At 62.4% G+C, this 21,780-nt stretch carries 24 protein-coding genes and 2 tRNA genes; 9 read left to right on the forward strand and 17 right to left on the reverse strand.

Going from position 1 to position 21,780, the window contains the following annotated elements; all coding sequences use genetic code 11:
• The first annotated feature begins 285 nt into the window (after positions 1-285).
• Positions 286-591 (forward strand): hypothetical protein, encoded by a 306-nt coding sequence (locus V6M52_RS06850; protein ID WP_332687962.1) that lies wholly within the window; start codon positions 286-288, stop codon positions 589-591.
• Positions 592-1,337: 746 nt separating this feature from the next.
• On the opposite strand, the gene V6M52_RS06855 is transcribed toward V6M52_RS06850, so the two are convergent.
• Positions 1,338-1,757 (reverse strand): ArsR/SmtB family transcription factor, encoded by a 420-nt coding sequence (locus V6M52_RS06855; RefSeq protein WP_332700505.1) that lies wholly within the window; start codon positions 1,755-1,757, stop codon positions 1,338-1,340.
• A gap of 192 nt (positions 1,758-1,949) precedes the next feature.
• Here V6M52_RS06855 and trhA point away from each other — a divergent pair, with 192 nt between their 5' ends.
• On the forward strand, positions 1,950-2,633 hold the full coding sequence (trhA, locus tag V6M52_RS06860) for a PAQR family membrane homeostasis protein TrhA (RefSeq protein ID WP_332687964.1): 684 nt from the start codon (positions 1,950-1,952) through the stop codon (positions 2,631-2,633).
• Here trhA and V6M52_RS06865 read toward each other — a convergent pair whose 3' ends face one another.
• Positions 2,634-3,119 carry a DUF192 domain-containing protein gene (locus V6M52_RS06865; protein WP_332700506.1) on the reverse strand — a complete coding sequence of 162 codons (486 nt, stop codon included), beginning with the start codon at positions 3,117-3,119 and terminating at the stop codon, positions 2,634-2,636.
• An 11-nt stretch (positions 3,120-3,130) separates the two neighbouring features.
• The gene (locus V6M52_RS06870) at positions 3,131-3,754 is read right to left on the reverse strand and encodes a cold-shock protein (protein ID WP_332687966.1); all 624 of its coding nucleotides are present in this window, start codon (positions 3,752-3,754) and stop codon (positions 3,131-3,133) included.
• Between the two features lie 175 nt (positions 3,755-3,929).
• On the opposite strand from V6M52_RS06870, the gene V6M52_RS06875 reads away from it, so the two are divergent.
• The 5 genes from V6M52_RS06875 to V6M52_RS06895 all read left to right on the forward strand — a co-directional run bounded on the left by V6M52_RS06875 (position 3,930) and on the right by V6M52_RS06895 (position 6,295).
• Positions 3,930-4,346 (forward strand): VOC family protein, encoded by a 417-nt coding sequence (locus tag V6M52_RS06875; protein ID WP_332687967.1) that lies wholly within the window; start codon positions 3,930-3,932, stop codon positions 4,344-4,346.
• Positions 4,347-4,483: 137 nt separating this feature from the next.
• A complete protein-coding gene (locus V6M52_RS06880; RefSeq protein WP_332700507.1) occupies positions 4,484-4,960 on the forward strand; it encodes a YcbK family protein in 477 nt (158 codons plus the stop codon).
• 72 nt (positions 4,961-5,032) lie between these two features.
• Positions 5,033-5,107 (forward strand) — tRNA-Glu (locus tag V6M52_RS06885).
• A 51-nt stretch (positions 5,108-5,158) separates the two neighbouring features.
• A tRNA-Glu gene (locus V6M52_RS06890) sits at positions 5,159-5,233 on the forward strand.
• Positions 5,234-5,350: 117 nt separating this feature from the next.
• A complete protein-coding gene (locus V6M52_RS06895; RefSeq protein WP_332687969.1) occupies positions 5,351-6,295 on the forward strand; it encodes a DUF2971 domain-containing protein in 945 nt (314 codons plus the stop codon).
• Positions 6,296-6,391: 96 nt separating this feature from the next.
• Here V6M52_RS06895 and V6M52_RS06900 read toward each other — a convergent pair whose 3' ends face one another.
• The 7 genes from V6M52_RS06900 to V6M52_RS06925 all read right to left on the reverse strand — a co-directional run bounded on the left by V6M52_RS06900 (position 6,392) and on the right by V6M52_RS06925 (position 14,726).
• On the reverse strand, positions 6,392-7,627 hold the full coding sequence (locus tag V6M52_RS06900; protein WP_332687970.1) for a cyclopropane-fatty-acyl-phospholipid synthase family protein: 1,236 nt from the start codon (positions 7,625-7,627) through the stop codon (positions 6,392-6,394).
• 22 nt (positions 7,628-7,649) lie between these two features.
• Positions 7,650-7,877, reverse strand: coding sequence for a DUF1365 family protein (locus V6M52_RS19960; RefSeq protein WP_442881827.1), 228 nt, complete (start codon positions 7,875-7,877; stop codon positions 7,650-7,652).
• An 87-nt stretch (positions 7,878-7,964) separates the two neighbouring features.
• A complete protein-coding gene (recJ, locus tag V6M52_RS06905; protein ID WP_332687973.1) occupies positions 7,965-9,755 on the reverse strand; it encodes a single-stranded-DNA-specific exonuclease RecJ in 1,791 nt (596 codons plus the stop codon).
• Between the two features lie 181 nt (positions 9,756-9,936).
• Positions 9,937-10,923, reverse strand: coding sequence for a class II fructose-bisphosphatase (gene glpX / locus V6M52_RS06910; protein ID WP_332700508.1), 987 nt, complete (start codon positions 10,921-10,923; stop codon positions 9,937-9,939).
• Positions 10,924-10,960: 37 nt separating this feature from the next.
• The gene (locus V6M52_RS06915; protein ID WP_332700548.1) at positions 10,961-12,301 is read right to left on the reverse strand and encodes a homoserine dehydrogenase; all 1,341 of its coding nucleotides are present in this window, start codon (positions 12,299-12,301) and stop codon (positions 10,961-10,963) included.
• 232 nt (positions 12,302-12,533) lie between these two features.
• Positions 12,534-13,370, reverse strand: coding sequence for a DMT family transporter (locus tag V6M52_RS06920; RefSeq protein WP_332700509.1), 837 nt, complete (start codon positions 13,368-13,370; stop codon positions 12,534-12,536).
• A gap of 144 nt (positions 13,371-13,514) precedes the next feature.
• The gene (locus V6M52_RS06925; RefSeq protein WP_332700510.1) at positions 13,515-14,726 is read right to left on the reverse strand and encodes an LL-diaminopimelate aminotransferase; all 1,212 of its coding nucleotides are present in this window, start codon (positions 14,724-14,726) and stop codon (positions 13,515-13,517) included.
• A 413-nt stretch (positions 14,727-15,139) separates the two neighbouring features.
• On the opposite strand from V6M52_RS06925, the gene V6M52_RS06930 reads away from it, so the two are divergent.
• Positions 15,140-16,456 carry a glycosyltransferase gene (locus V6M52_RS06930; RefSeq protein ID WP_332692158.1) on the forward strand — a complete coding sequence of 439 codons (1,317 nt, stop codon included), beginning with the start codon at positions 15,140-15,142 and terminating at the stop codon, positions 16,454-16,456.
• 81 nt (positions 16,457-16,537) lie between these two features.
• On the opposite strand, the gene V6M52_RS06935 is transcribed toward V6M52_RS06930, so the two are convergent.
• From V6M52_RS06935 to V6M52_RS06960, 6 genes are all read right to left on the reverse strand, one after another.
• Positions 16,538-17,185: an SdpI family protein gene (locus V6M52_RS06935; protein WP_332700511.1), complete on the reverse strand. Its 648-nt coding sequence runs from the start codon at positions 17,183-17,185 to the stop codon at positions 16,538-16,540.
• Positions 17,182-17,451 (reverse strand): metalloregulator ArsR/SmtB family transcription factor, encoded by a 270-nt coding sequence (locus V6M52_RS06940; protein WP_332700512.1) that lies wholly within the window; start codon positions 17,449-17,451, stop codon positions 17,182-17,184. Before V6M52_RS06940 ends, V6M52_RS06935 begins: the two co-directional genes overlap by 4 nt.
• An 89-nt stretch (positions 17,452-17,540) precedes the next feature.
• Complete coding sequence (locus tag V6M52_RS06945) at positions 17,541-18,173, reverse strand: SdpI family protein (protein ID WP_332700513.1); 633 nt, start codon at positions 18,171-18,173, stop codon at positions 17,541-17,543.
• Between the two features lie 95 nt (positions 18,174-18,268).
• Positions 18,269-18,751, reverse strand: coding sequence for a 30S ribosomal protein S9 (rpsI, locus tag V6M52_RS06950; RefSeq protein ID WP_332692146.1), 483 nt, complete (start codon positions 18,749-18,751; stop codon positions 18,269-18,271).
• Between the two features lies 1 nt (position 18,752).
• Positions 18,753-19,217 (reverse strand): 50S ribosomal protein L13, encoded by a 465-nt coding sequence (rplM, locus tag V6M52_RS06955; RefSeq protein ID WP_332692143.1) that lies wholly within the window; start codon positions 19,215-19,217, stop codon positions 18,753-18,755.
• Positions 19,218-19,381: 164 nt separating this feature from the next.
• Complete coding sequence (locus tag V6M52_RS06960) at positions 19,382-20,446, reverse strand: COX15/CtaA family protein (RefSeq protein WP_332700514.1); 1,065 nt, start codon at positions 20,444-20,446, stop codon at positions 19,382-19,384.
• Positions 20,447-20,524: 78 nt separating this feature from the next.
• Between V6M52_RS06960 and V6M52_RS06965 the strand changes: the two genes are divergently transcribed.
• Positions 20,525-20,731 carry a DUF2842 domain-containing protein gene (locus tag V6M52_RS06965; protein ID WP_332692138.1) on the forward strand — a complete coding sequence of 69 codons (207 nt, stop codon included), beginning with the start codon at positions 20,525-20,527 and terminating at the stop codon, positions 20,729-20,731.
• Here V6M52_RS06965 and V6M52_RS06970 read toward each other — a convergent pair whose 3' ends face one another.
• Positions 20,732-21,772 carry a polysaccharide deacetylase family protein gene (locus V6M52_RS06970; protein ID WP_332700515.1) on the reverse strand — a complete coding sequence of 347 codons (1,041 nt, stop codon included), beginning with the start codon at positions 21,770-21,772 and terminating at the stop codon, positions 20,732-20,734.
• Positions 21,773-21,780: the final 8 nt, after the last annotated feature.

Consider the following 21,780-nt stretch of genomic DNA (forward strand, 5'->3'; position numbering starts at 1 on the left):
CGCTTGGCCTCAAGAACCCGCACCTGAGCGAGCCCCTCCTTCACGCCAGAAAGCCGCATATGGTCGGCCTGCGGCCAGCCCGGCATAGGCATCCCGGGAGGAGCGCGGTGGCGGACTGACTCCCGGCTCTGGCGGATCCCGATCAAGTTCAGGAGGCGAAACCATCAAGAACTCCTCGGCAATGTCCAAGAAACCTTGGTTTTGACACCATGTTGGGCTGTCATCCCAAGCGCAGGGCAAGTCTCCCGGTCCACAAGACCGGAAAAACGACCAAAGGAGAAACAAATGACCATGCGAGCCAAAACCGCGCTCAAGATCGTCAATGACGATCATCAGCAAATGGAAGCGGCAATTCTGGAAGCCTCCAAGCAAGCCGCACCGATGGTGCAGCGCCTTGCAACCCACCGTGATCGCATTGATCTTGCGATCAAGGAGCTCGAAAGCGAGCGCTTCGAGCTGATTTCAAGACGCGATCACTTGCGCCGCCAGGCCGAAGCCGTGGATCAGGGCTTTGCGATGCATATCGAGGACATCGAAGCCACGTTGAAGCTGTATGAAGGCGGACTGAACTCGATTGCGGTCACTCATTAGTTCCCCAATCGGCCACCTGCGATCCAGCCGGACTGCCCCGGAGACGCAGTGCTCTAGCGCGGCTACCAGACTGCCCGGTTGGGTCGATCAGCACGACTTGCCTTTCACCACGACTTCGAGGCCACCAGCATTGCGCTGACGGCATCAAGACATGCATGACCGGCGACGGATGGATTGCTCCGCGCAGCAATTCTTCGGCGATATGAAGGTGCACCAGGACCGTCTCGCCTGCTAAATCCCAGCGGAAAAGGCGGCCCGTGGGCCGCCTCACCGATATTTGATCGTTTTGTCCGACGCCTACTGAGCAGCCGGTGCAGCCGGCGCGGGCTCTGCGGGCGCGGGTTCGGCTGGCGCGGGTTCGGCTGGCGCGGGAGCCGCCGGAGCCGCAGGAGCGGGAGTGGTTGCGGCCGGGGCGGGTGCCATAGCAGGGGCAGTCTCAACCGGAGCAGCGGGCGCTTCTGGTGCGGCGGGCGCCGCAGGCGTGTTCACGGTGGTGTTCGTCGTCACCGACGCAGGCGGCTGGTTCTGCGTGTTCATGAAGTAGACGACCGCGATAAGTGCGACGACCGCGACGAGAATTCCGATGATCCAGTTTCTGTTCATGCGAGGCTTCCTTTGTGAGGTGAGACGCGAGCTATACGCTAATGGCGCATCCACGTCGGACTAATCGCCGTCACAAGGGCACAAACAACCGCCGCGACTGCTTGGCAGTCCTGCCTGGTGCTTGTCTCACTCGAAAGCCGCCGTCAGAAATCGAAGCCCATCTGCGACACTGATGGTTCGCGGCGCTGCCTGGATGCCACTGGCGCCGGGGTCACTTCCGGAACCGGGGCCGGTGTCGGAACCGCTTGCGGCGCCGGCCGGACGATGGCGGGCGCCGGCTGTCCGACAGAAACCGGCTCGGCAATCGGAGCCAGTTCGGCCAGCCACGCAGCCACGGGCTGCAACTGATTGGCATGCAAAGCGTAGCGGTTTTCGCGGCCGGTCTTTTTCTCGCTGATCAGCCTGGCCTGCTTCAGCACGCGCAGGTGGCGCGAGATGGCTGGGCGGCTGATATCGAACGATCCCGCGAGTACATGCACCGGCTGTGGCCCGTCGCGCAGGATTTCGATGATGCGGCAACGGGTTGGGTCGGCCAGCGCGACAAGGATGGCGATCGGGGGCATGCCGGGTTCCAGAACGTGGTCCGTTCTCAGTAGTAACGCAGGCGTTACCCGTCAAGCATACCCCTTGTGACGCAACCGGTTATTCACCAGATGCGTTGAGGCAGACTTTACGATGGCGCATGATGGGCGTCGCGCTGCAATAATCTGGTCACTTCCCTGCGCCAAGCTCGGGGTCAAAGGAGAGCGATCCCAGTGCAAAAATTTCCGGCCGGCTATTCCTGGTGGAGTCGCGAACAGCGACCGTTCACCATTGCCGAAAAGGTGGTGGATGGCGTCGTTCATGTTCTCGGGCTGATCGTCGCGATTGCTGCCGGATCGGTGCTGCTGGCCTTTGCCATCCTCGAGACGGCCCCCGAGGCCGTGCCGGCGCTGGCAGTCTATGTCGGCTCGCTGGTCGTCGTGCTGGGGGTGTCTCTCGCCTACAATCTGTGGCCGATATCGCCGATCAAGATGTGGCTGGCGCGCTTCGACCAGGCTGCCATTTTCCTTTTCATCGCCGGCTCCTACACGCCCTTCCTCGCCGTCATGGGCGGCACAACGACGGGCGCGCTCATGACGACCTTCGTGTGGGGGGCGTCGCTGATCGGGGTGGCGCTCAAGCTCGTCGTACCGGAGCGGTTTGGAAGGCTGGCCATCGCGCTCTATCTGGCGATCGGGTGGAGTGGCGTGCTGGTGTTCCAGTCACTGGCCCAGACTCTGCCACCGACAACGATGTGGCTTCTGCTGGCGGGCGGAGTGACCTATTCCCTCGGAATCATCTTCCATCTCTGGGAAAAGCTGAAATTCCAGAACGCCCTGTGGCACGTCTTCGTTGTAGTCGGTGCGAGCCTGCATCTGTGGGCGGTGATCGACTGCATGGTCATCCACCGGCTCTAGTCAGTTCTTCGGCGTAGCGCCGACAAGCGGGTGCTCCATGGTGTCGCCGGGCTGCAGCCCGATCTCGACGGAGCGTCCACCCGGAATTTCCAGCACGAACTGCACCGGCACCTGTGACGGGATCGAGGTTGGATCCTGCGGCCGGGCGTTGACGTGGATGGTCTTGACCACCCCATCGGCGCCGACAAAGATCATGTCCAGCGGAATGAAGGTATTGCGCATCCAGAACGACACCTGCCGCTCTTCCTTGAAATCAAACAGCATGCCGGCGTCGTCTGCCAGTTCCTGGCGGAACATCAGCCCTTCGGCGCGCGTCTCGGGCGTATCAACGATTTCGACATTGAAGCTGTGCTCGCCAGTCGAGGAGTGAAGCACCAGCTTGCCCTCGTCGCTGCAGGCGGCCAGCGGTAGCGCGACGGCGGCAATGGCAATCACCGTACCGGCGCGGAGCAGCACCGGGACAAAGCCTTGGGCAAACAGCATCATGGGAGCAATTCCTAGTGCGAGGACGGCGCGTCGCCCCAACCATCGGGCCGGATTTCGGCGACCATAAGGCCCTTGGGACCGTTGCCGTAGCGAACCAGCACGAATTGCCCCGGCCGCAATTCGGTAATGCCGAAGCGACGAAGCGTTTCCATATGCACGAAAATATCCGGCGTGCCCTCACCGGCCGAGAGAAAGCCGAAGCCGCGAATGCGGTTGAACCACTTCACCTCGAGCCGAACCATGCCGGAGGTCGGCTCCACCACGACATGAGTGCGCGGCGCGGGCATCTGGGCGGGATGACGGGCGGTCGATTCGTCCATCGAGACGATGCGGAACGCCTGCAGGCCCCCAGGGCGATTGAGCGCTTCCACGACAATGCGGGCGCCTTCATAGGCGGTCTGGTAGCCGTCGCGGCGCAGGCAGGTCACATGCAGCAGGACATCAGCCATGCCATTGTCGGGCACGATGAAACCGAACCCCTTGCCGGCATCGAACCACTTGATGGAACCGGAAATTTCGATGGTATCCAGACCGGATTCGCCGGCTGGGGAGGCAGCGCCGGAATGGCCCGCAGGCTCCGTGTCGGACGACACGACCGCGGCCTCTTCGCTATCGCCAGTAAACTTGGCCCCCATGCGCCCCAAAGCCCTTCGCACTCGCCTCGCAACTGCGAGGTACTCCACAAGACAGAACACCACTGTGTCCGATTCAAACGCAATTGTTAAGAGTCTGTTTGGAATTGCACCGGTTGCCGCGGGACTACGGTCTTGCTAGGCCAGCGACAATCGATTTCGCCAAGGAGGAATTGCCGTGAAGTATCTGCACACCATGGTCCGGGTGACCAATGTCGACGAGAGCCTGCGCTTTTATTGCGAGGGCCTGGGACTGGAGGAAGTGCGGCGCACGGAGAATGAGAAGGGCCGCTTCACCCTGATCTTCCTGCGCGCGCCGGGCGATGCGGGCGGGGAGGTCGAACTCACCTTTAACTGGGATCCGGAAGACTATACCGGCGGGCGCAATTTCGGGCACCTGGCCTATCGGGTGGCCGATATCTACAAGCTGTGCCAGCATCTTTCCGATATGGGCGTGACCATCAACCGGCCGCCGCGCGACGGACACATGGCCTTCGTGCGCTCGCCGGACGGGATTTCGGTGGAACTGATCCAGGATGGCACCCTGCCCCCGCAGGAACCCTGGCTGTCCATGCCCAACACCGGCAAGTGGTAGCCCGCCGACCATTGCTAACGTTTTGCTAACCGTGGCGCTTAGCCTGCGGTTAGCGAAAAGGATCGTATTTTAGCGACTTCACAGAACGGGCCATTGCCTGTTGCCCAAGGGCAACAGGCGGTCTCTCGGAAGTCGCCATGAACATCTCATTCCGCTCCATTCTTGCCATCGCCCTGTGCGCGCTGACCCTGGCGGCCTGCATGCCCATGGCCATGTTCGCCAGCGGCAGCGGCGCGGCCTATGCGGGCAAGAAAAGCGATTGGGGCACCTATGTCGCCAGCAATGAAGTCAATGCGCTGTGCCTCTCGCCCAAGCTGCGCTTCCTGATCTGGGAGTTCGAGGGACAGTTCGGGCGCAAGGTCATCATGAGCTCGGGCTATCGCGACAACCAGCACAACGCGGCGGCGGGCGGCGCGGACAGCTCCTATCACACCAAATGCATGGCGGCGGATTTCTACATTCCGGGCGTCGACAAGCAACAATTGATCGCCTTCGCCATGCATCGCAGCAGCGCGGGCGGGCTGGGCTGCTATCCGGGCCGACAGTTCATCCACGTGGACGTGCGCGACCGGCCGCGCGGTTATAATCGGCCCGTCACGTTCTCGGGCTGTTGAAAATTTTGGCTTTCGGGTCGCAAATGGGTTGCGCATCCGAAATCACCCAACTATACGACCACCAGCGCTTAGGCGCCCTTCGTCTATCGGTTAGGACGGCACCCTTTCACGGTGCAGAGAGGGGTTCGACTCCCCTAGGGCGTACCATTCCTTCTTGACAGGGAATGACATAGACTAAGCCGACGAGTTCCTAGGTCCGCGCCCATCGTCTATCGGTCAGGACGGCACCCTCTCACGGTGCAGAGCGGGGTTCGATTCCCCGTGGGCGTACCAGGAACTTCTCCTTCCCCAAGATGGTGCGTAACAACCTGCCGCACCACATGCTCCATCCGGCTTGACACTAAACAGCGCAAGCTGCTCCCTATCGTTGGTAACTCGGGGCGCGTGGGCATGGAACCAGAAGAAGCAATTGAGGGTTTGGCGCTTCAATTTCCGCAGGAAGTTGACCAGGCGTCCATTAAGCGGCTCCAAGCATTCCTGCACAAGGTCGTCGACAAGACGCCACCTAGACCTGAGACATTCTGGCACTACACTTCCGGTGTTGGATTGTTGGGAATAATTGGTACCGGAACGATTTTCGCTTCTCACGTTTCTGGTCTGAACGATTCGATGGAGTATCTGTACTTCGCTAAACTGCTACATGACGAGGCGAACACTAGACTGCGGGCACTCGATGTTGACTTCGACCGCGCCATTTATCAGAGCGTGTTAGGCACACTGGCCAAACGCGAGGCCGTCTCTTCGGGTGCATTTGTCACGTGTTTTTCGACGGCTAAGGATGATCTCGGGCAGTGGCGAGGCTATGGCGGCGACAATTGCGCCTTCGCCATTGAATTTGACGGAAGGGAACTTCTGGAGCGAATTTCCAAACGCCACCAAACGACTTGGCTGAGAGTTATTTACGATAGTGCTCGGCACGCCCAAATAGCTGCTGAGTCACTCGACTACCATGTCGACAACCTGAAGCTTCTAGAAAGTCAGGAAAGAATTGACGCCTGGATCAAGGACTTTGGTCCGTTCCATCAGTCGCTGTATGACACTCTCCACGCTGTAATTAAGCATCCAAAATTTGAGGCCGAGAAAGAGTACCGGCTTTTCACCAAACTTTTGGTTGGCGAGGACGCTAGGCTAAAGTTCGCCGCCCGGCGCTCCATGATCACACGTCGCCTAGAATTGGACTGGTCCCTAGACGGCAAATTGCCAATAAAAAGCGTGATGGTCGGTCCAGCGCAGTCGCAAGAGGCGAGCAGGATAGCAATCGGGGATTTGCTCAAACAAAAGGGCTACGTCGATGTCCCGGTGGATTTGAGCGACATCCCATATCGTATGGTGTAACTGCGCGAACTCACCTAACCCACTACCGCTGCCCCAACATGATGTTGCCCTTTCAGGTCGTGGAGGACGGGGAATTCGGCAGGCCGGCGCTGGCCGCTAAGCCGGCCGGCGGTACTGATAGATTCCGACGTCGATCGAGCCTTCGGTGAAGCCCGCCTCGCAATAGCTGAGGTAGTAGACCCACTTGCGCTTGAATTCCTCGTCATAGCCGAGCGGGGCGATCATCGGCCAGCGTTCCAGGAAGCGCTCGCGCCAGAGCTTGAGGGTCTTGGCGTAGCTCAGGCGGAAGGTCTCGACGTTTTCGAGCACCAGATCGTATTTCTCGCCGAATTCCTGCATCACCGTCTTGGTCAGCAACATGCCACCGGGGAAGATGTAGCGCTGGATGAAATCGGGGCCGCTGCGATAGCCGTCGAAATCGGCCTCGTTGATGGTGATGGCCTGGATGGCGGCGGTGCCACCGGGCTTGAGGCGGTCATGTACGGTCTGGAAATAGCTCGGCCAATTATCCTCGCCCACTGCCTCGATCATCTCGATCGAGCCGATATGGTCGAACTGCCCTTCGGTGTGGCGGTAATCCTCAAAGACCAGCTTGGCATATTGGTCGAGGCCCTGACGGGCCAGGCGCTGCTGACCAAACTTGAGCTGTTCGGCCGAGAGGGTGATGCCGCGCAGATTGGCCTTGTAATCGCGCGCCACAGTCTCGGCGAAACCGCCCCAGCCGCAGCCGATTTCCAGCACGGACGATCCGGCGGTTACGCCCGCCATGTCGGCGACGCGGCGGTATTTGGCGAGCTGGGCTTCTTCCAGGCTCTGGTCGCCCGACGTGAAGACGGCCGACGAATAGGTCATCGATGGATCGAGCCATTGGCCATAGAAGTCGTTGCCGAGGTCATAGTGCTCGGCGATGTTCTTCTTGGAGCCTTCGAGCGTGTTGCGTCGTGACAAGTGATAATGCAGATCACCGGCTGCCTTGCGGAAGAAACCGGGATTGGCCTGATCGAAGGTGTCACGATTCTGCAGGAAGAAGCGAAACAGCGCCGTGAGGTCATCGACCTCGATGTCGCCATTCATATAGGCCGCGGCAAAGCCCACCGTGCCGCGTTGCATGGCCTCGGTGATGACACGGAAATTGTTGAGCCGGAGCACCGAGTGCTCGCCTGTTGACGGGTCCCCCACGGTACGAGTCCGCCCATTGGGCAAGATTACCGTGAGGGTGCCATGCCGCGCCTTGCCGATAAGCTTGCTGCCGATCTGCTCGACAGCCCAGGAGGCAAAACGGGTCCACAGCGTCACGCCGGTATTGGTGCTTTCTGCTACGCTTTTCGTCATCGGCCGCTGAATCCAAATGTCGCTAGACTGCGCGGCGGCGCTTCGATTGCCGCCTCAATTTGAGCGTCGGCAGTACACTCTTGAGCCACAAAAGCAGTGCTTTCCAGTGTATGCCCACGACTAGTTTAGCGGTCATAAATGGATATGCAAGCAGCAGTTTCAATAGGGTAGCGCCGGTCAGCGGCCGCCGTTCACCCTCGAAATCCGCGGTCAGCAAGCCGACCTCCGCTTCAGCGAGCGCAATGCCCAAAGCACCGTTTCGGCGGGCAGTCGCACGGAAAAGCGAAGGCTGCTGTGCAGCGCGAGGATGTGCCGCTGGATCAGTAAAGAGTTTCGCTCAGCCCTTGGGCTTGGCCAGATCGGTCAGGCGAAACTGCACCTGTTCGCGGCCCTGGTAGTGATCGATCGAAAGCGCACCGGCAAAATGGAAGGGCGCATCGGAGTCGCGCAGCAGCGCGTCGCCGATCGCCGTATTGGCGGCGCGGAAGGCAATGGCCTTGAGCCGTGCTCCGTCTTCCGAGGTCAGCGTGAAGCTGACATGGCCACCCTTGCCGACGATCTGGGCATAGCGGGCCCGATGGGCCGGAAAGGCAAAGACCGGACTGGGATTGCCCGAGCCGTAGGGGCCGGCTTTTTCGAGGTCATGCACCAGGTCCAGCGTCGCGCCGCGTGCCGTCAGCGCCGCATCGACCGGCAGAGCCGTGGCGGCCCGAGCCGCGGTCACGTCGACGGACAGCTTTTCGGCCAGAAAGGAGCGGAATGGGCCAAGCTGGCCCGGCTTGATGGTAACGCCTGCCGCCATGGCATGGCCGCCGCCCTTGGCGATGAGGCCGAGTTCCACCGCCTCGATGACCGCGCGGCCGAGATCGACGCCGGGCATCGAGCGGCCTGAGCCGGTGCCCGTGCCGTCAGGCTGCAGCGCAATGGCGAAGGTGGGGCGCTCGAAGCGTTCGCGCAGGCGCGAGGCGATGAGACCGGCAACGCCGGGATGCCAGTTTGCCGAGGCCAGCACCAGCACCGGCGGGCCTTCGCCGCTGCCGATTTCCATGTCGGCCACGGCGGCGGCTTCTTCGACGGCCTCGACCTCGATGCGCTGGCGTTCGGAATTGAGCTCGTCGAGACGCGCGGCGATGGCGAGGGCATGGTGTTCGTCATCCACGGTCAGCAATTCGGTGCCCAGCGCCGCATTGCCGATGCGGCCACCGGCATTGATACGCGGCCCCAGCAGGAAGCCCAGATGGTAGGGGTTGATCGGCCCGCTGAGCCGCGACGCCAGGGCAAGCGCGGCAATGCCCTTGTTGTCGCCACGGCGGGCAACCTCGAGGCCGCGGACGACGAAGGCACGGTTGAGGCCGGTGAGCGGGACCACGTCACAGATCGTGGCCAGCGCCACCAGATCGAGCAGCTTGAGCAGGTCAGGCAGGCCAGTATCGCCGCGCTGCCGCAGTGTACGATTGACCGCCACCAGCACCATGAAGGTGACACCGGCGGCGCAGAGATAGCCGAGGCCGGAAATGTCGTCGGGCCGATTGGGATTGACCAGGGCGTTGGCGTTGGGGAGCTCGTGGTCGCTGAGGTGATGGTCGATGACCAGCACGTCGACGCCCCTGCCCCGCGCATGGGCGATGGGACCGTCGCTGGTGGTACCGCAATCGAGCGTGATGACGAGGTTGGCGCCCGCGTCGATCAGCTTGTCCATGGCCGCGACATTGGGGCCGTAGCCCTCGAAGATGCGGTCGGGAATATGCACCTGCGGCTCGATGCCGAAATGGCGCAGATAGCGCGCCATCAGTGCGCAGGAGCAGGCGCCGTCCACGTCATAGTCGCCGAAGAGGGCCACGGCCTCGTTGTCGGCAATGGCCTTGGCGAGGCGCTCGGCCAGCGCGTCCATGGCGGTCAGCGTCGAGGGATCGGGCATGAGGCCGCGAATGGTCGGATCGAGATAGGTCTCGGCACCGTCGAGTTCGACGCCACGCGCTGCGATGATGCGGGCGAGGATTTCCGAGATGCCGGTGCGCTGGGCGATCGCTGTGGCAGTGCGGGTGGTGGTTGCGTCCAGCCGGTCAGTCCAGGCTCGGCCGGTGACCGAGCGGGAAACATCGAGGAAGGGTCGCGGCGCATCGAGCATGGCTGAGAGGTAGGCGATTTGGGCGCAGGTGGGAAGGCTCCTCTTCACCTCTCCCTTTGGGGGAGAGGTCGACCCTCTTGGGTCGGGTGAGGGGGCCTTTTCTTGGTGCGGTGCGTGGAAAGGCCCCCTCACCCGGCGCTGCGCGCCGACCTCTCCCCCAAAGGGAGAGGTAAGAGGTACCCTAGCGCGCGTGCTGCGCCCTGATCCAGCGGACGGTCTGGCTCCAGGAGCGCATAACGATGGTGTTGGTCTCGACCGAATTGCGGCGCAGGCGGACGCCTTCGAGCAGGGTGCCGTCGGTGACGCCAGTGGCCGCCACCAGCACGTCGCCGGCCGCCAGCTCGGTCACGTCATAGATGCGGTTGGGGTCGGTTATGCCCATGGCGATGGCGCGTTCGCGCTTGGCAGGGGTATCGAGGATCAGCTTGCCCTGCATCTGCCCGCCGATGCAGCGCAAGGCCGCCGCGGCCAGCACGCCCTCAGGGGCGCCACCGGAGCCGAGATAGATGTCGATGCCGGTATCCTCGGTATTGACCGCGTGGATCACCCCGGCAATGTCGCCGTCGCTGATCAGCTTCACCGCAACACCAGTGGTGCGCAGCTCCTCGATCAGACCGGCATGGCGCGGGCGATCCAGCACGATGGCGGTGATCTCCGAGATCGGCACGCCCTTGGCCTGGGCCAGGGCCTTGACGTTTTCGGTGGCCGTCCAGTCGATATGGACCGTTCCTGGAGCGTATTCAGAGCCAATGGCGATCTTGTGCATATAGACGTTGCGGGCAACGTTGAGCAGCCCGCCGCGCTCGGCCATGGCCAGCACCACGATGGAATCGGGCTGGTTCTTGGCGCAAAGCGTAACGCCCTCGAGCGGGTCGACGGCGATGTCGACCTCCGGCCCCTGCCCGGCCCCGACAGCCTGGCCGATATAGAGGTTGTCGCACTCGTTCTCTTCGCCCTCGCCGATGACGATGCGGCCGGAAATGGCGACACGGTCGAGTTCGGCCTTCATGGCGAGCACGGCAGCCTCGTCGGCAGCCTGCTCGTTGCCCTTGCCGCGCCACTCGGCGGCAGCAATGGCGGCGCGCTCGGTGACGCGGACCAGTTCCAGGGTCAGGCTGCGGTGCAGATGGGCCGGGCTTTTGGCGCCCTCGACCTTGCTGAGTCTCATATATCCTCCCGGGGTCTGACTTGCCCCGGCGGGGATATCAGAGCGTTTCGATCCGGATCAGTTGCGGTTCATCCACGATAAACCCGTCAGCCGCGATCTGCGCAAGCGATTCACGCACCGATGATTCCAAAGTCTGTTGAGTGATCATCACCACAGTGCGAGTCGGCGACCCGTCCGACGCCACTGCCTTAGCGTTCAAATCGGACCGCTGAATGACGGAGTCGATGGAAATGGCATGCTCGGCCATACGGCTGGTGATCGATGCGAGGGCGCCGGGCACGTCCTTGGCATTGAGGCGGATATAGTAGCCGCCCTCATGCGCGCGCATGGGAGCATCCCTGTAGGGCAGCAGTTCGTCGCTCGGCACGCCCAGCGGCGGCACACGCGTGCCGCGAGCGATATCGAGGATGTCCGAGAGCACCGAGGAGGCAGTAGGCGGCCCGCCTGCGCCAGGACCGGCCAGCAGCAGTTCGTGCACATGGTCGGTCTCCAGCGCCACGGCGTTCATCACCCCATCGACGCCGGCAATGGCGCTGCCCTTGGGCACGAAGGTGGGGTGCACGCGCTGCTCGATGCCTTCGTCGGTGCGCTGGGCGATGCCGAGCAGCTTGATCTTGTAACCCAGCTCGGCCGCGACCTTGATGTCGTGCTGGGTGATCTTGGAAATGCCTTCCACCCGGATCTTGTCCGGTGCGATCTCGTAACCGAAGCAGAGCGTGGCAAGGATGGAGAGCTTGTGCGCGGTGTCGAAACCTTCGACGTCGAAGGTCGGGTCGGCTTCGGCATAGCCGAGCGCCTGCGCGTCCTTGAGGCAATCGGCGAAGCTGATGTCCTCATTGCCCATGCGGGTGAGGATATAGTTGCAGGTGCCGTTCATGATACCGAACACCTTGGCGATGCGGGCCGAACCCAGGCCCTCGCGCAGCGTCTTGATCACGGGAATGCCGCCGGCCACCGCTGCCTCGAAGCCGAGCTGGGCGCCAGATTCCTCGGCCAGCCGGGCCAGGGCGACGCCATGCTTGGCCAGCAGCGCCTTGTTGGCTGTGACCACCGGGCGGCCGATTTCCAGCGCCGCCTTGACGGCCGCGAAGGCCGGACCGTCTTCGCCGCCGATCAGCTCGACGAAAAGGTCGATGCCATCGGATTTGGCGAGGGCCACCGGATCGTCGAACCAGTCGAGCCCGGAAATATCAATGCCGCGGTCGCGGGATCGCGAGCGCGCGGCAACGGCCGTCACCACCAATTGGCGGCCAAGTTTTCGCGTCAGCTCGCCCCCGTCTTTCTGCAGGATGCGCACCAGCGTGGCGCCGACATTGCCGAGGCCCGCCACGCCGACGCGCAAAGGTGCCTGCGTCTGGCCGTCGCCAAAATCCTGCATCGCCTTGAGGATGCGCGTACGGGTATCGGAGCGCGGCTCACGACCCTCGCGCAGGTCGAAGACGAAGAGCGGATCGCCCGCAACGGTGCGGCCGAACCGGGTCGGCGTCCAACCGCGGGCGGAGATGAAGGTTTCGACGGATTGGCGGAAAGAAGCAATGTCACTCATGGTGGCGACATCTGCATAGGAATTCGCCTAGCCGTCAATAGGACAATGCGTGTCGGCGGCGGTCTTAGCGAGCCAGGCCCAGGCAGATGGCGCCCAGGGCCACGATCGCGCCAGCAACGATGCGACGGGCGGTCAGGGTTTCCCCAAGGAACAACCAGCCAATCAGGATAGCGAAAACGACGCTGGTCTCCCGCAGGGCGGTGATCGGTCCGGCAGGGCCCAAAGAGAATGCAATCACCACCAGAGCGTAGGCGAATAGCGCAGCGATCCCCCCGCCCAGAGCTTTCCACGTGTCAGGCTCGCCAAAGTTCACGGTCAGGTTGCGGCGCACGAGAACGAAAGCAAGCGGCAGCATGGTGCCGTAACCGATGAAGACCCAGGCTGCATAGGCGCCAGCATGTTGCGCCACATGGACGCCAATGGAATCCACCGTGCCATAGCTGGCGACGATGACGCCCGTGGCAAAGGCAAAAAGGATCGACGCCCAGGACGCCCTGCTCTTGCCGAGGGCCAGGCTCATGATGCCGACTGCCACCAGCGTCACCCCGATCGCCTGAGCGATCGAAGGCCGTTCGCCGGCCAGCAGGAAAGTGCCCAGGGTGACAAGCAATGGCGCCGTACCGCGCACGATGGGATAGACCTGCCCGAGCTGGCCATAGCGATAGGCGGCGACCAGGAAGAACGTGTAACCGACCTGCAGCGCCGACGAGAGTGCGATGTAAATCCACGCCGATGACGCCGGCAGCGGAAAGATGAAAGCGAAAGGAATGGCAATGATCGTGCCCGAAAAGCTCATGACCGTGACGGTCCAGAGCCTGTCTGCCCCACTGCGCAGGAAGGCATTCCAGGTCGCGTGCAGCACGGCGGCGCTGAGGGCGAGGACGATGACGATCGGGCTCATCGAGGCATGTTCCGCATGGAACGGCGAGCCGGGTCATCGAACCCGGCTCCACTGAGCCGCCATGACGGATTTATGACAATGGACGCGTGAGTCCGTCAATGCGGTGGGGCCGGCCCTGATGCCGGCCCGCAAGCGCCCGCAAAACTAGCCGGCCAGCGGGACCACATTGCCACTGCCGCCCTTGGAGCCGAGCAACTTCTTGATATTGCGGGCCGCCTGGCGGATGCGCTGTTCGTTCTCGACGAAGGCGAGGCGAATATATTGATCGCCATATTCGCCGAAGCCCACGCCGGGCGCCACGCCAACGCCGGTCTCGCGGATCAGCAGCTTGGCAAATTCGAGCGAACCGAGATGGGCGAACTGGGCCGGAATGGGCGCCCAAGCGAACATGGTGGCCTTGGGCACGGGGATATCCCAGCCGGAGCGGGCAAAGCTCTCGACCATCACGTCACGGCGGTATTTGTAGATCTTGCGGACCTCTTCGATCACGTCGTCCGAGCCGTTGAGAGCTGCAGTCGCGGCCACCTGGATCGGGGTGAAGGCGCCGTAGTCGAGATAGGACTTCACCCGTGCCAGCGCGGCGATCAGGCGCTCATTGCCGACAGCAAAGCCGACACGCCAGCCGGGCATGGAATAGGTCTTGGACATGGAGGTGAACTCCACCGTGATGTCTATGGCGCCCGGGACCTGCAAGACGGAGGGCGGCGGCACGTCATCGAAATAGATCTCGGAATAGGCAAGATCGGAGAGGATGAAGATGTCGTTGGCCCGGCAATACTTGACCACCTCGGCGTAGAAATCGAGCGTGGCGGTATAGGCGGTGGGGTTGGCCGGATAGTTCAGCACCAGCGCGATCGGCTTGGGGATCGAGTGCCGCACGGCGCGATCCAGCGAGCGCATGAAGTCTTCGTTCGGATCGGCCGGCATGGAGCGGACGACGCCGCCGCTCATGATGAAGCCGAAGGAATGGATCGGATAGGTCGGGTTGGGCACCAGCACCACGTCGCCCGGTGCGGTGATCGCCTGCGCCATGTTGGCGAAGCCTTCCTTGGAGCCCAAAGTCGCCACGACCTGGGTGTCGGGGTTGAGCTTCACGCCGAAACGGCGGCCGTAATAGCTGGCCTGGGCCTTGCGCAGGCCGGGAATGCCCTTGGAGCTGGAATAGCGGTGGGTGCGCGAATCGAGCACCGTTTCCTGGAGCTTCTTGACGATATGCTCTGGTGTCGGCAGGTCCGGATTGCCCATGCCGAGATCGATGATGTCCACGCCCTCGGCCCGCGCCTTGGCCTTGATCGGATTGATATGCTCGAACACATAGGGGGGGAGGCGGCGGATGCGATGGAAGTCTTCGCTCATGATTTCCTCGACGGTCCCGCTTGGGACCTGAACTGGACCGCGACGCGCTGGTAGCGCCACGCCTCACACTGAGGCCGTGATTATCGCGGAATTATGGTTGTAAACGGGTTAAGTGGCCCGCTTCGGGCCGGGCTATCGTGTTCGGCTCTTCCCAGCCCAGGCGGGGCCACGCGGGAAGAGCTAGCGGGCGTTTGCCGCCGCCACGAAGGCAGCCGCAGCCACTGCACCACTGGCGAGCGAGGCTCCAACCTTAGCAACAGTGTACAGAGACTGCATGTCCCTTGCCCTTCGGACGCGATTTTTGTAAGGAAATCAGCTATCGACAAGGCCGTTCATAAATCCTCCTCTGGGTATTGTAAATGGTCCGAAGGGTGCCAACCTTCGGCCAGAGCGGTGTATGGTGAGGTAAGACTTTGAAGCGCATTGCCCTCGTCACGATCGGCACGCAAGGCGACGTTCAACCCTATCTGGCCCTCGCGATCGCTCTCAAGGAGCGTGGCTACTCGGTTGTCCTTGGCGCCTCTGAAGAATTCCAGGACATGGTCGAAGGCCATGGCATCGAGTTCCACACGCTGGGACCCTCCATCCAGTCCTTCCTGACCCAGCAGCGCTTCGAGAATGCGATGAGCCAGTCCATGCTCATCAACGGGCCTTCATTGTTGAGGCAAGGGCAACAGATCGTGGATACAGCGGCGCGACACGCCTGGCACATGTGCCAGGGCGCCGACATGCTGATCCTGAACATGAATACCAGTTTCGGCATCGACATTGCCGAGGCGCTGCATATTCCGGCCATCATGGTGGCGCTGCAGCCGCTGAACTCGACCAGCGAATTCCCGCTCTGCATCTATTACGGCGCCGATTTCGGGCCGGCCTTCAACAAGCTGAGCTATACGGCAATGACCGTGCAGCAGATCTATTACAACCTGCCGCGCAACAAGCTGCGCCGCGAGCTGATGGGGCTCGACGCGCGCAAGAAGGGCGGCTTCTTCCGCAATACCGACGGCACGGCGCTGACCACGCTCTATCCCTATTCCCCTGTCGTATCGCCCCGCCCGCGTGACTGGCCCAAGAGCGCCATCGTCACCGGCTACTGGAACCTGCGGGACCGCAGCGACTGGCAGCCTTCGGCGGCGTTCCAGAAATTTCTCTCCGAGGGCGACGCGCCAGTCTATATCGGCTTCGGGTCGATGCCGTTCGGGGCCGAGCGCAACACCAAGATATTGAAGGAAGCCGTCGCCATGTGGGGCGGACGGGCCGTGGTGGCCCGCGGCTGGGGCGGCATCAATCCGCAGGACCTGCCGGACACGATCTTTGCCATCGAGAAAGCGCCGCACGACAAGCTGTTCAAATATGTGTCAGCTGTCGTTCATCATGGTGGCGCCGGCACAACATCGGCGGGGCTGCATCTGGGCCGGCCGACCTTCGTCGTGCCGCAGACCGTCGACCAGCCCTATTGGGGCCGCCGGGTCTATGAGCTGGGCTGCGGGCCCAAGCCAGTGCGCTTGCGCAAGCTGACCTCGGAAATCCTGGCTGGCGCCCTGGAGGATCTCTCCACCAACGAGGATTACCGCCGCAACGCCGCCGACATTGCCGAACAGCTGCATGCAGAGGACGGCGCGGAAAAGGCCATCAAGGTCATCGAGCGGGTGATGGCCAACTATGTGCCGCGCGTGCCCAAGGTGAAAAAAGCCAAGAAGGTCAAGCCGGCGCTCAAGCTGGTCGGCTAGGCGACGCATCTCCCTTACCCCAGGGAAGGCCCCGCATGGGGCGCTGCGCGCCGACCTCCCCGAGGGGAGAGATGTAGCGTTTCAACGTCGTGACAGGCGATAGCTGTACAGAGTGCCGGCCAGCAGCGGGATCAGCACGCCCGCGGTGACGACTGCCAGCAAGGCGTAGGGGCTGCTGGTCAGCAGGGCAGCGATGGCCATCGCCAGACCAGCCAGCAACATCAGCAGGCCCACCAGGCGATTGGTCGCCTGCCAATTGGCCGGGCTGGCCATAGTCCAGGGCAGGCGAACACCGGAAACGGCATTGGGCTGGGATTTTGGCAGAACATTGCCCAGCAGCACGAAGAGCAGGCCAAGGGCCAGCACGATGATACGCACCATGTCCACCGGCTGGCCCATGCCGATCAGGATCGTGGCCGCCTGGATGACGAGGCAGAGCGCCAATAGGCCCGGCACGACCACGCGCAGACCATGCCGGGCGCCGGCCACGCGCTCTGGCGCGTTCAGCCGGGTCGACAGCCAGATCAGGGCGATGACCAAGACAAAGATGCCGGGAAGCAGCAGCAACGCAGCGTCGCGTGGCAGGAAACCGTCCGCCTGGCCGCTGATGCCCCAGTGAACCGGCAGGATGGTGCCGGCCGGCACCAGGACGAAGCCGGCCAGGGTCGCTGCCGCAAGGGCCAGCGCCAGAACCAGAGCGAGTGGAGTGAAGAGATCACGCAAAGTCATTGGTCCTGCTCCTTGAGCGATAGAACATCGGCGAGTGCCTGTTCGAGCACCGACGTGTTGAGATGGTAGATGAGGCTCGTCCCCTGCCGTTCCACGGCAACCAGGTCCGCCTCCTTGAGCTTGGCGAAATGCACGGAGAGCGTCGGCCGGCTGATGCTGAAATGGCCGGCCAGGTCGCCGGCGCTCATCGGCCCGCCCTTGAGCAGCGCCAGCACCTTGCGCCGCACCGGATGGGACAGCGCTTCGAAGACGGTATTGATACTCAAGGGTGATCCTTATTTCGTTGTTACACTAATTAGTTGTTTTGCTAATTAGTGTCAAGACGAAATATGGGGGCAGCCTGCTGCCGTAGCGATCAGCGCCGCGTGGCCAGGGTGACAAGCCCGGCAATGGCGAGGGGTGCGTAGAGCGCCGCCACAAAGGCCACAACCAGCGCCCCTGCCCCCGCGTCCAGCCATGCCAAGGCCACCAGGCCCATGCCTGCCAGGCCGAAGGCCAAGCCGGCAGAGCGATGGACAACGCGCCAGGCGCGGTCGGAACCGACGGGCCACGGCATGCGCATCCCCGCGTAGGTGTGCCGTTCGGCTTCGAACAGCACTACGCCGAGCAGGAGCAGCACGATCCCCAGCCCGAAGCCGGTAAAGCGGATGAAATCGAGGTCCGAGCCAATGCCGGTCAGCAGCAGGCCAAACTGGGTCGCGGCGATGACGGACAGTTGCAGGGTGAGCGCCGGGTCTAGGATATGCTGGGACTTGGCGAAGTGGTTTTTGGTGAACAGCCGACCGAGCAGGAAAAACGCTGCGATCAGCACGAGTTGAACAAGTGGCGCCACGATGAGCGCGTTGCGCGGCCAGACCCAGTCGGCGGCACTACCCGCCCAATGGGCGGGAAAGACGACGTCAGCGGGGATGCGGAAGAACCCGACGCCCGTGATGGCCAAGGTTACGGTCAGCAGCAACAGATGAAAGCGGGTGACGAGGGTCTGCATGGTGGGCTCGATCGAACGCAGCTGACTTGGTGCATCTGAGCGCAAAAGAAAAGGGCCGGTTTCCCGGCCCCTCTCCATATCTGTAAAATCGAGGCTTAACGCTTCGAGAACTGGAAGGACTTGCGGGCCTTGGCCTTGCCGTACTTCTTGCGTTCGACGACGCGGCTGTCGCGGGTGAGGAAACCACCCTTCTTGAGGATCGGGCGCAAAGCGGGCTCGAAATAGTTGAGCGCCTTGGAGATGCCGTGACGAACGGCACCGGCCTGACCGGAGAGACCACCACCGGCAACAGTCACGACGACGTCGTACTGGTCGGTGCGTTCGGTCGCGACGATCGGCTGCTTGACGATGAGCTGGAGAACCGGACGCGCAAAGTAGGTGGCGAATTCGCGACCGTTGACGACGACCTTGCCCTTGCCCGGCTTGATCCAGACGCGAGCGACAGCGTTCTTGCGCTTGCCGGTGGCATAGGCGCGGCCCTGGGCGTCGAGCTTCTGCACATGCACCGGAGCGGTGTTCACGACCGGAGCAACAGTGGAGGTGCCGAGGTCTTCGAGGGAGTTGATGGTTTCGGCCATATTACTTCACCCGCGCATTCTTGGAGTTCATCGCAGCAACGTCCAGCTTGGCCGGGTTCTGCGCTTCATGGGGATGCTCGGCGCCGGAGTAGACGCGGAGGTTCTTGAGCTGCGCACGGGTCAGCGGACCGCCCGGCATCATGCGACGAACCGCGTTCTCGAGCACGCGCTCGGGGAAACGACCTTCCAGGATCTCACGCGCGGAGCGATCCTTGATGCCGCCGGGGAAGCCGGTGTGCCAGTAGAACTTGTGCTGGTCCAGCTTGCGGCCGGTCAGCTTCACCTTGTCGGCATTGATGACAACGATGTTGTCGCCCATGTCCATATGCGGGGTGAAGGTCGGCTTGTGCTTGCCGCGCAGACGCGAAGCGATGATCGAAGCAACGCGACCCACGACCAGCCCATTGGCGTCGATCAGGATCCACTTCTTTTCGATCTCGCTCGGTTTTGCCGAGTAAGTGCTCATGCTTGAATTCCCTAGATAATTGGGGCTTGCAGCCTTCATCCAAGGAAGAAAGCGGCGTGTTCGGAGCGTCGTGTATGAGGGATTCCGAAGACCGTCAAGAGGGTTGATTTAATCATGCAAAATCAATGGGTTAAGATTGCGGTATTATAATACCTCAATCTCGTCTATCGCCCGACCCGTCTCATATCTGCGATATAGGCCATCGTTGCACCGGCGAGCATGAAGGCCAGCGCCTGGTGACCCACGGCGAGTGAGATCGGCACGGCGGTCAGCAACGTGGCGATGCCGAGTGCAACCTGAAGCAGCACCAGCAGGCCCAGCCGGGGCAGCCAGCCATGCACGCCAGCAAAGCCGCCGGCACGATGCTGGCGCCATAGCAGCACCGCCATATAGGCAATGATGAGATAGGCGATGCCGCGGTGAATGAACTGCACCGTCAGGGCATTTTCGAACAGGTTGCGCCAGAGCGGCTGCATGGCGCCCAGACCATCGGGGATGATCGCGCCGTCCATCAGCGGCCAGGTGTTGTAGCCCATGCCGGCGTCCAACCCGGCAACAAAGGCCCCTGCCCCGATCTGGAAGATGATGAGGACCAGTAGAATCGTTGCCCACCAGCTGTTGCGGCTGGTGACATATCCGTCCACCCGCCGCGGCTCGAGCGAGCGCGGCACGTAGATCAGGGCGATGAACAGCAGCGATGCCGCCGTCAGATGCGCGGCGAGCCGGTATTGCGAAACCGAGGTCAGTTCAGTGAGGCCCGAAGACACCATCCACCAGCCCAGCGCACCCTGGAAGCCACCGAGAATGAACAGGCCGAACAAGGGCCAGGCCAGTTGCGCGGTAAAACGCCTCTGGACCAGGAAGACGACGAAGGGGACCGCGAATAGCACGCCCAGCAGGCGCCCGAGCAGGCGGTGCAGGTATTCCCAGAAGAAGATGACCTTGAAGTCGTCGATGGTCATCCAGCTATTGTTGACCTCGTATTGCGGGATCTGCTTGTAGGCGTCGAACTCGGCCTGCCAATCGGCGTCGCTCAGTGGCGGGATGGTGCCGGAAATCGGCTTCCAGCTGGTGATGGAAAGCCCGGACTCGGTCAGCCGGGTAATGCCGCCAACCACGACCATAAGCAGCACAAAGGCTGCCATGACATAGAGCCAGATGCGCACCGGGCGCAGCCGGTCCGCGGCATAGGTGGTCTGGCTCAGTGCGGCACTATGGGCGCTGGTCACGGCAGTTTCCCGGTGTCGGTCTTCGGGCGGGAGTGGTATGCCCGAGCAGACTTTCCCGCAATAGGCGCGATGCCGCACATGACGCAGCGTAACCGCAAATTCATCGGCGTTCTGCTGATCCTCGGCTCGATAGTTGCCTGGCTCAGCATCTTCACCTCGGTCTATCTGGCGCTGCCGCCCGATCTGCCGATCTGGATCCTGATGCCCTATTTCATCGTCGCGGGGATGGGCTGGCTGTTCCCCGCGATGGCGATCATCCGCTGGATGGCCAAGCCGGACGCTTAGTCAGCCGATCAACTTGCCGATGATTGAAAACATCGCGCCGGTAGCAAAAACATCGACATAGCGGCGTGACTGAAAGTATCCGTTGAGCGACACGCGCGGCAATGCGTGCGGGCTTTGCGCATGGCGCGCATAGAGGCCGCCGGGGCGCGTCGTCACCGCCGATCGAAATCCCAGTTCCCGCGCCAGATCGAATTCACGCTGCCCTGCCGAAAGCGGACCGCCCAGCGGATAGGAAAAATGCGCGGGACGCTGGCCGAACTGGGCCAGCAGGATATCGGCGGACTGCGCCATCTCGTTGCGAGCCTGTTCGACAGGCAGCTTGGCCAGTTCGTAGTGATGCACAGTATGGGCGCCGATGGTGCAGAGCGGATCGTCGGCAAACAGGCGCAGTTCCTGCCAATCCATGATCAGCTCGCGGCACTGCTTGTCGAGATCGTAGCCATAGGCGACGGCAAAGCTCCTCAACAGCTTGACCCGGTCGGCCTCGGGCATTCTGCGCATCTGCCAGTAGAGCGTGTTGAAGGTCTCGTTCTTCTGGGCCGGAGCGCGGGTGTCGACATAGTCGGTTTCGCCAGCCGAGGTCAGGGCAATGGCCTGCTGGCGGGTGATGATATCCTCAATCGCCTGCCACCAGAGCTCGCCAAGGCCGTCCACGAAGGCGGTGGGCACGTAGAGTGTGAACGGGGCATTCTGGCGCCGCAGTATGGGCAGCGCATGATGCAGATTGTCCTTGTAAGCGTCATCGAAGGTCAGCACCACGAAGCGGCGCCCGGGCTGGGGGGCAGCGAGGCGTTCCAGGGCCTCGTCAAGGCTGACAATGTCGAGCTTGAGGTCTCGCACCCGCTCAATGACATATTCGAGATAGTCTGGCCGGACCTGCAGGATCGCGTTGGGCGAAAAGTCCGCAGGGTCGCCGGGCAGTACGCGGTGCAGGGTGAAGATCACGCCGCGCGACACCGACAGCGCCCGCACCAGGCTCGGCAATCGCGATAGCCACATGGCTTCGAACATGGCACGGATGGCCGCGTATTTGGCTGACATAGGGCGCT

The organism is Devosia sp., from assembly GCF_036676215.1.
In the GTDB taxonomy this organism is placed as follows: domain Bacteria; phylum Pseudomonadota; class Alphaproteobacteria; order Rhizobiales; family Devosiaceae; genus Devosia.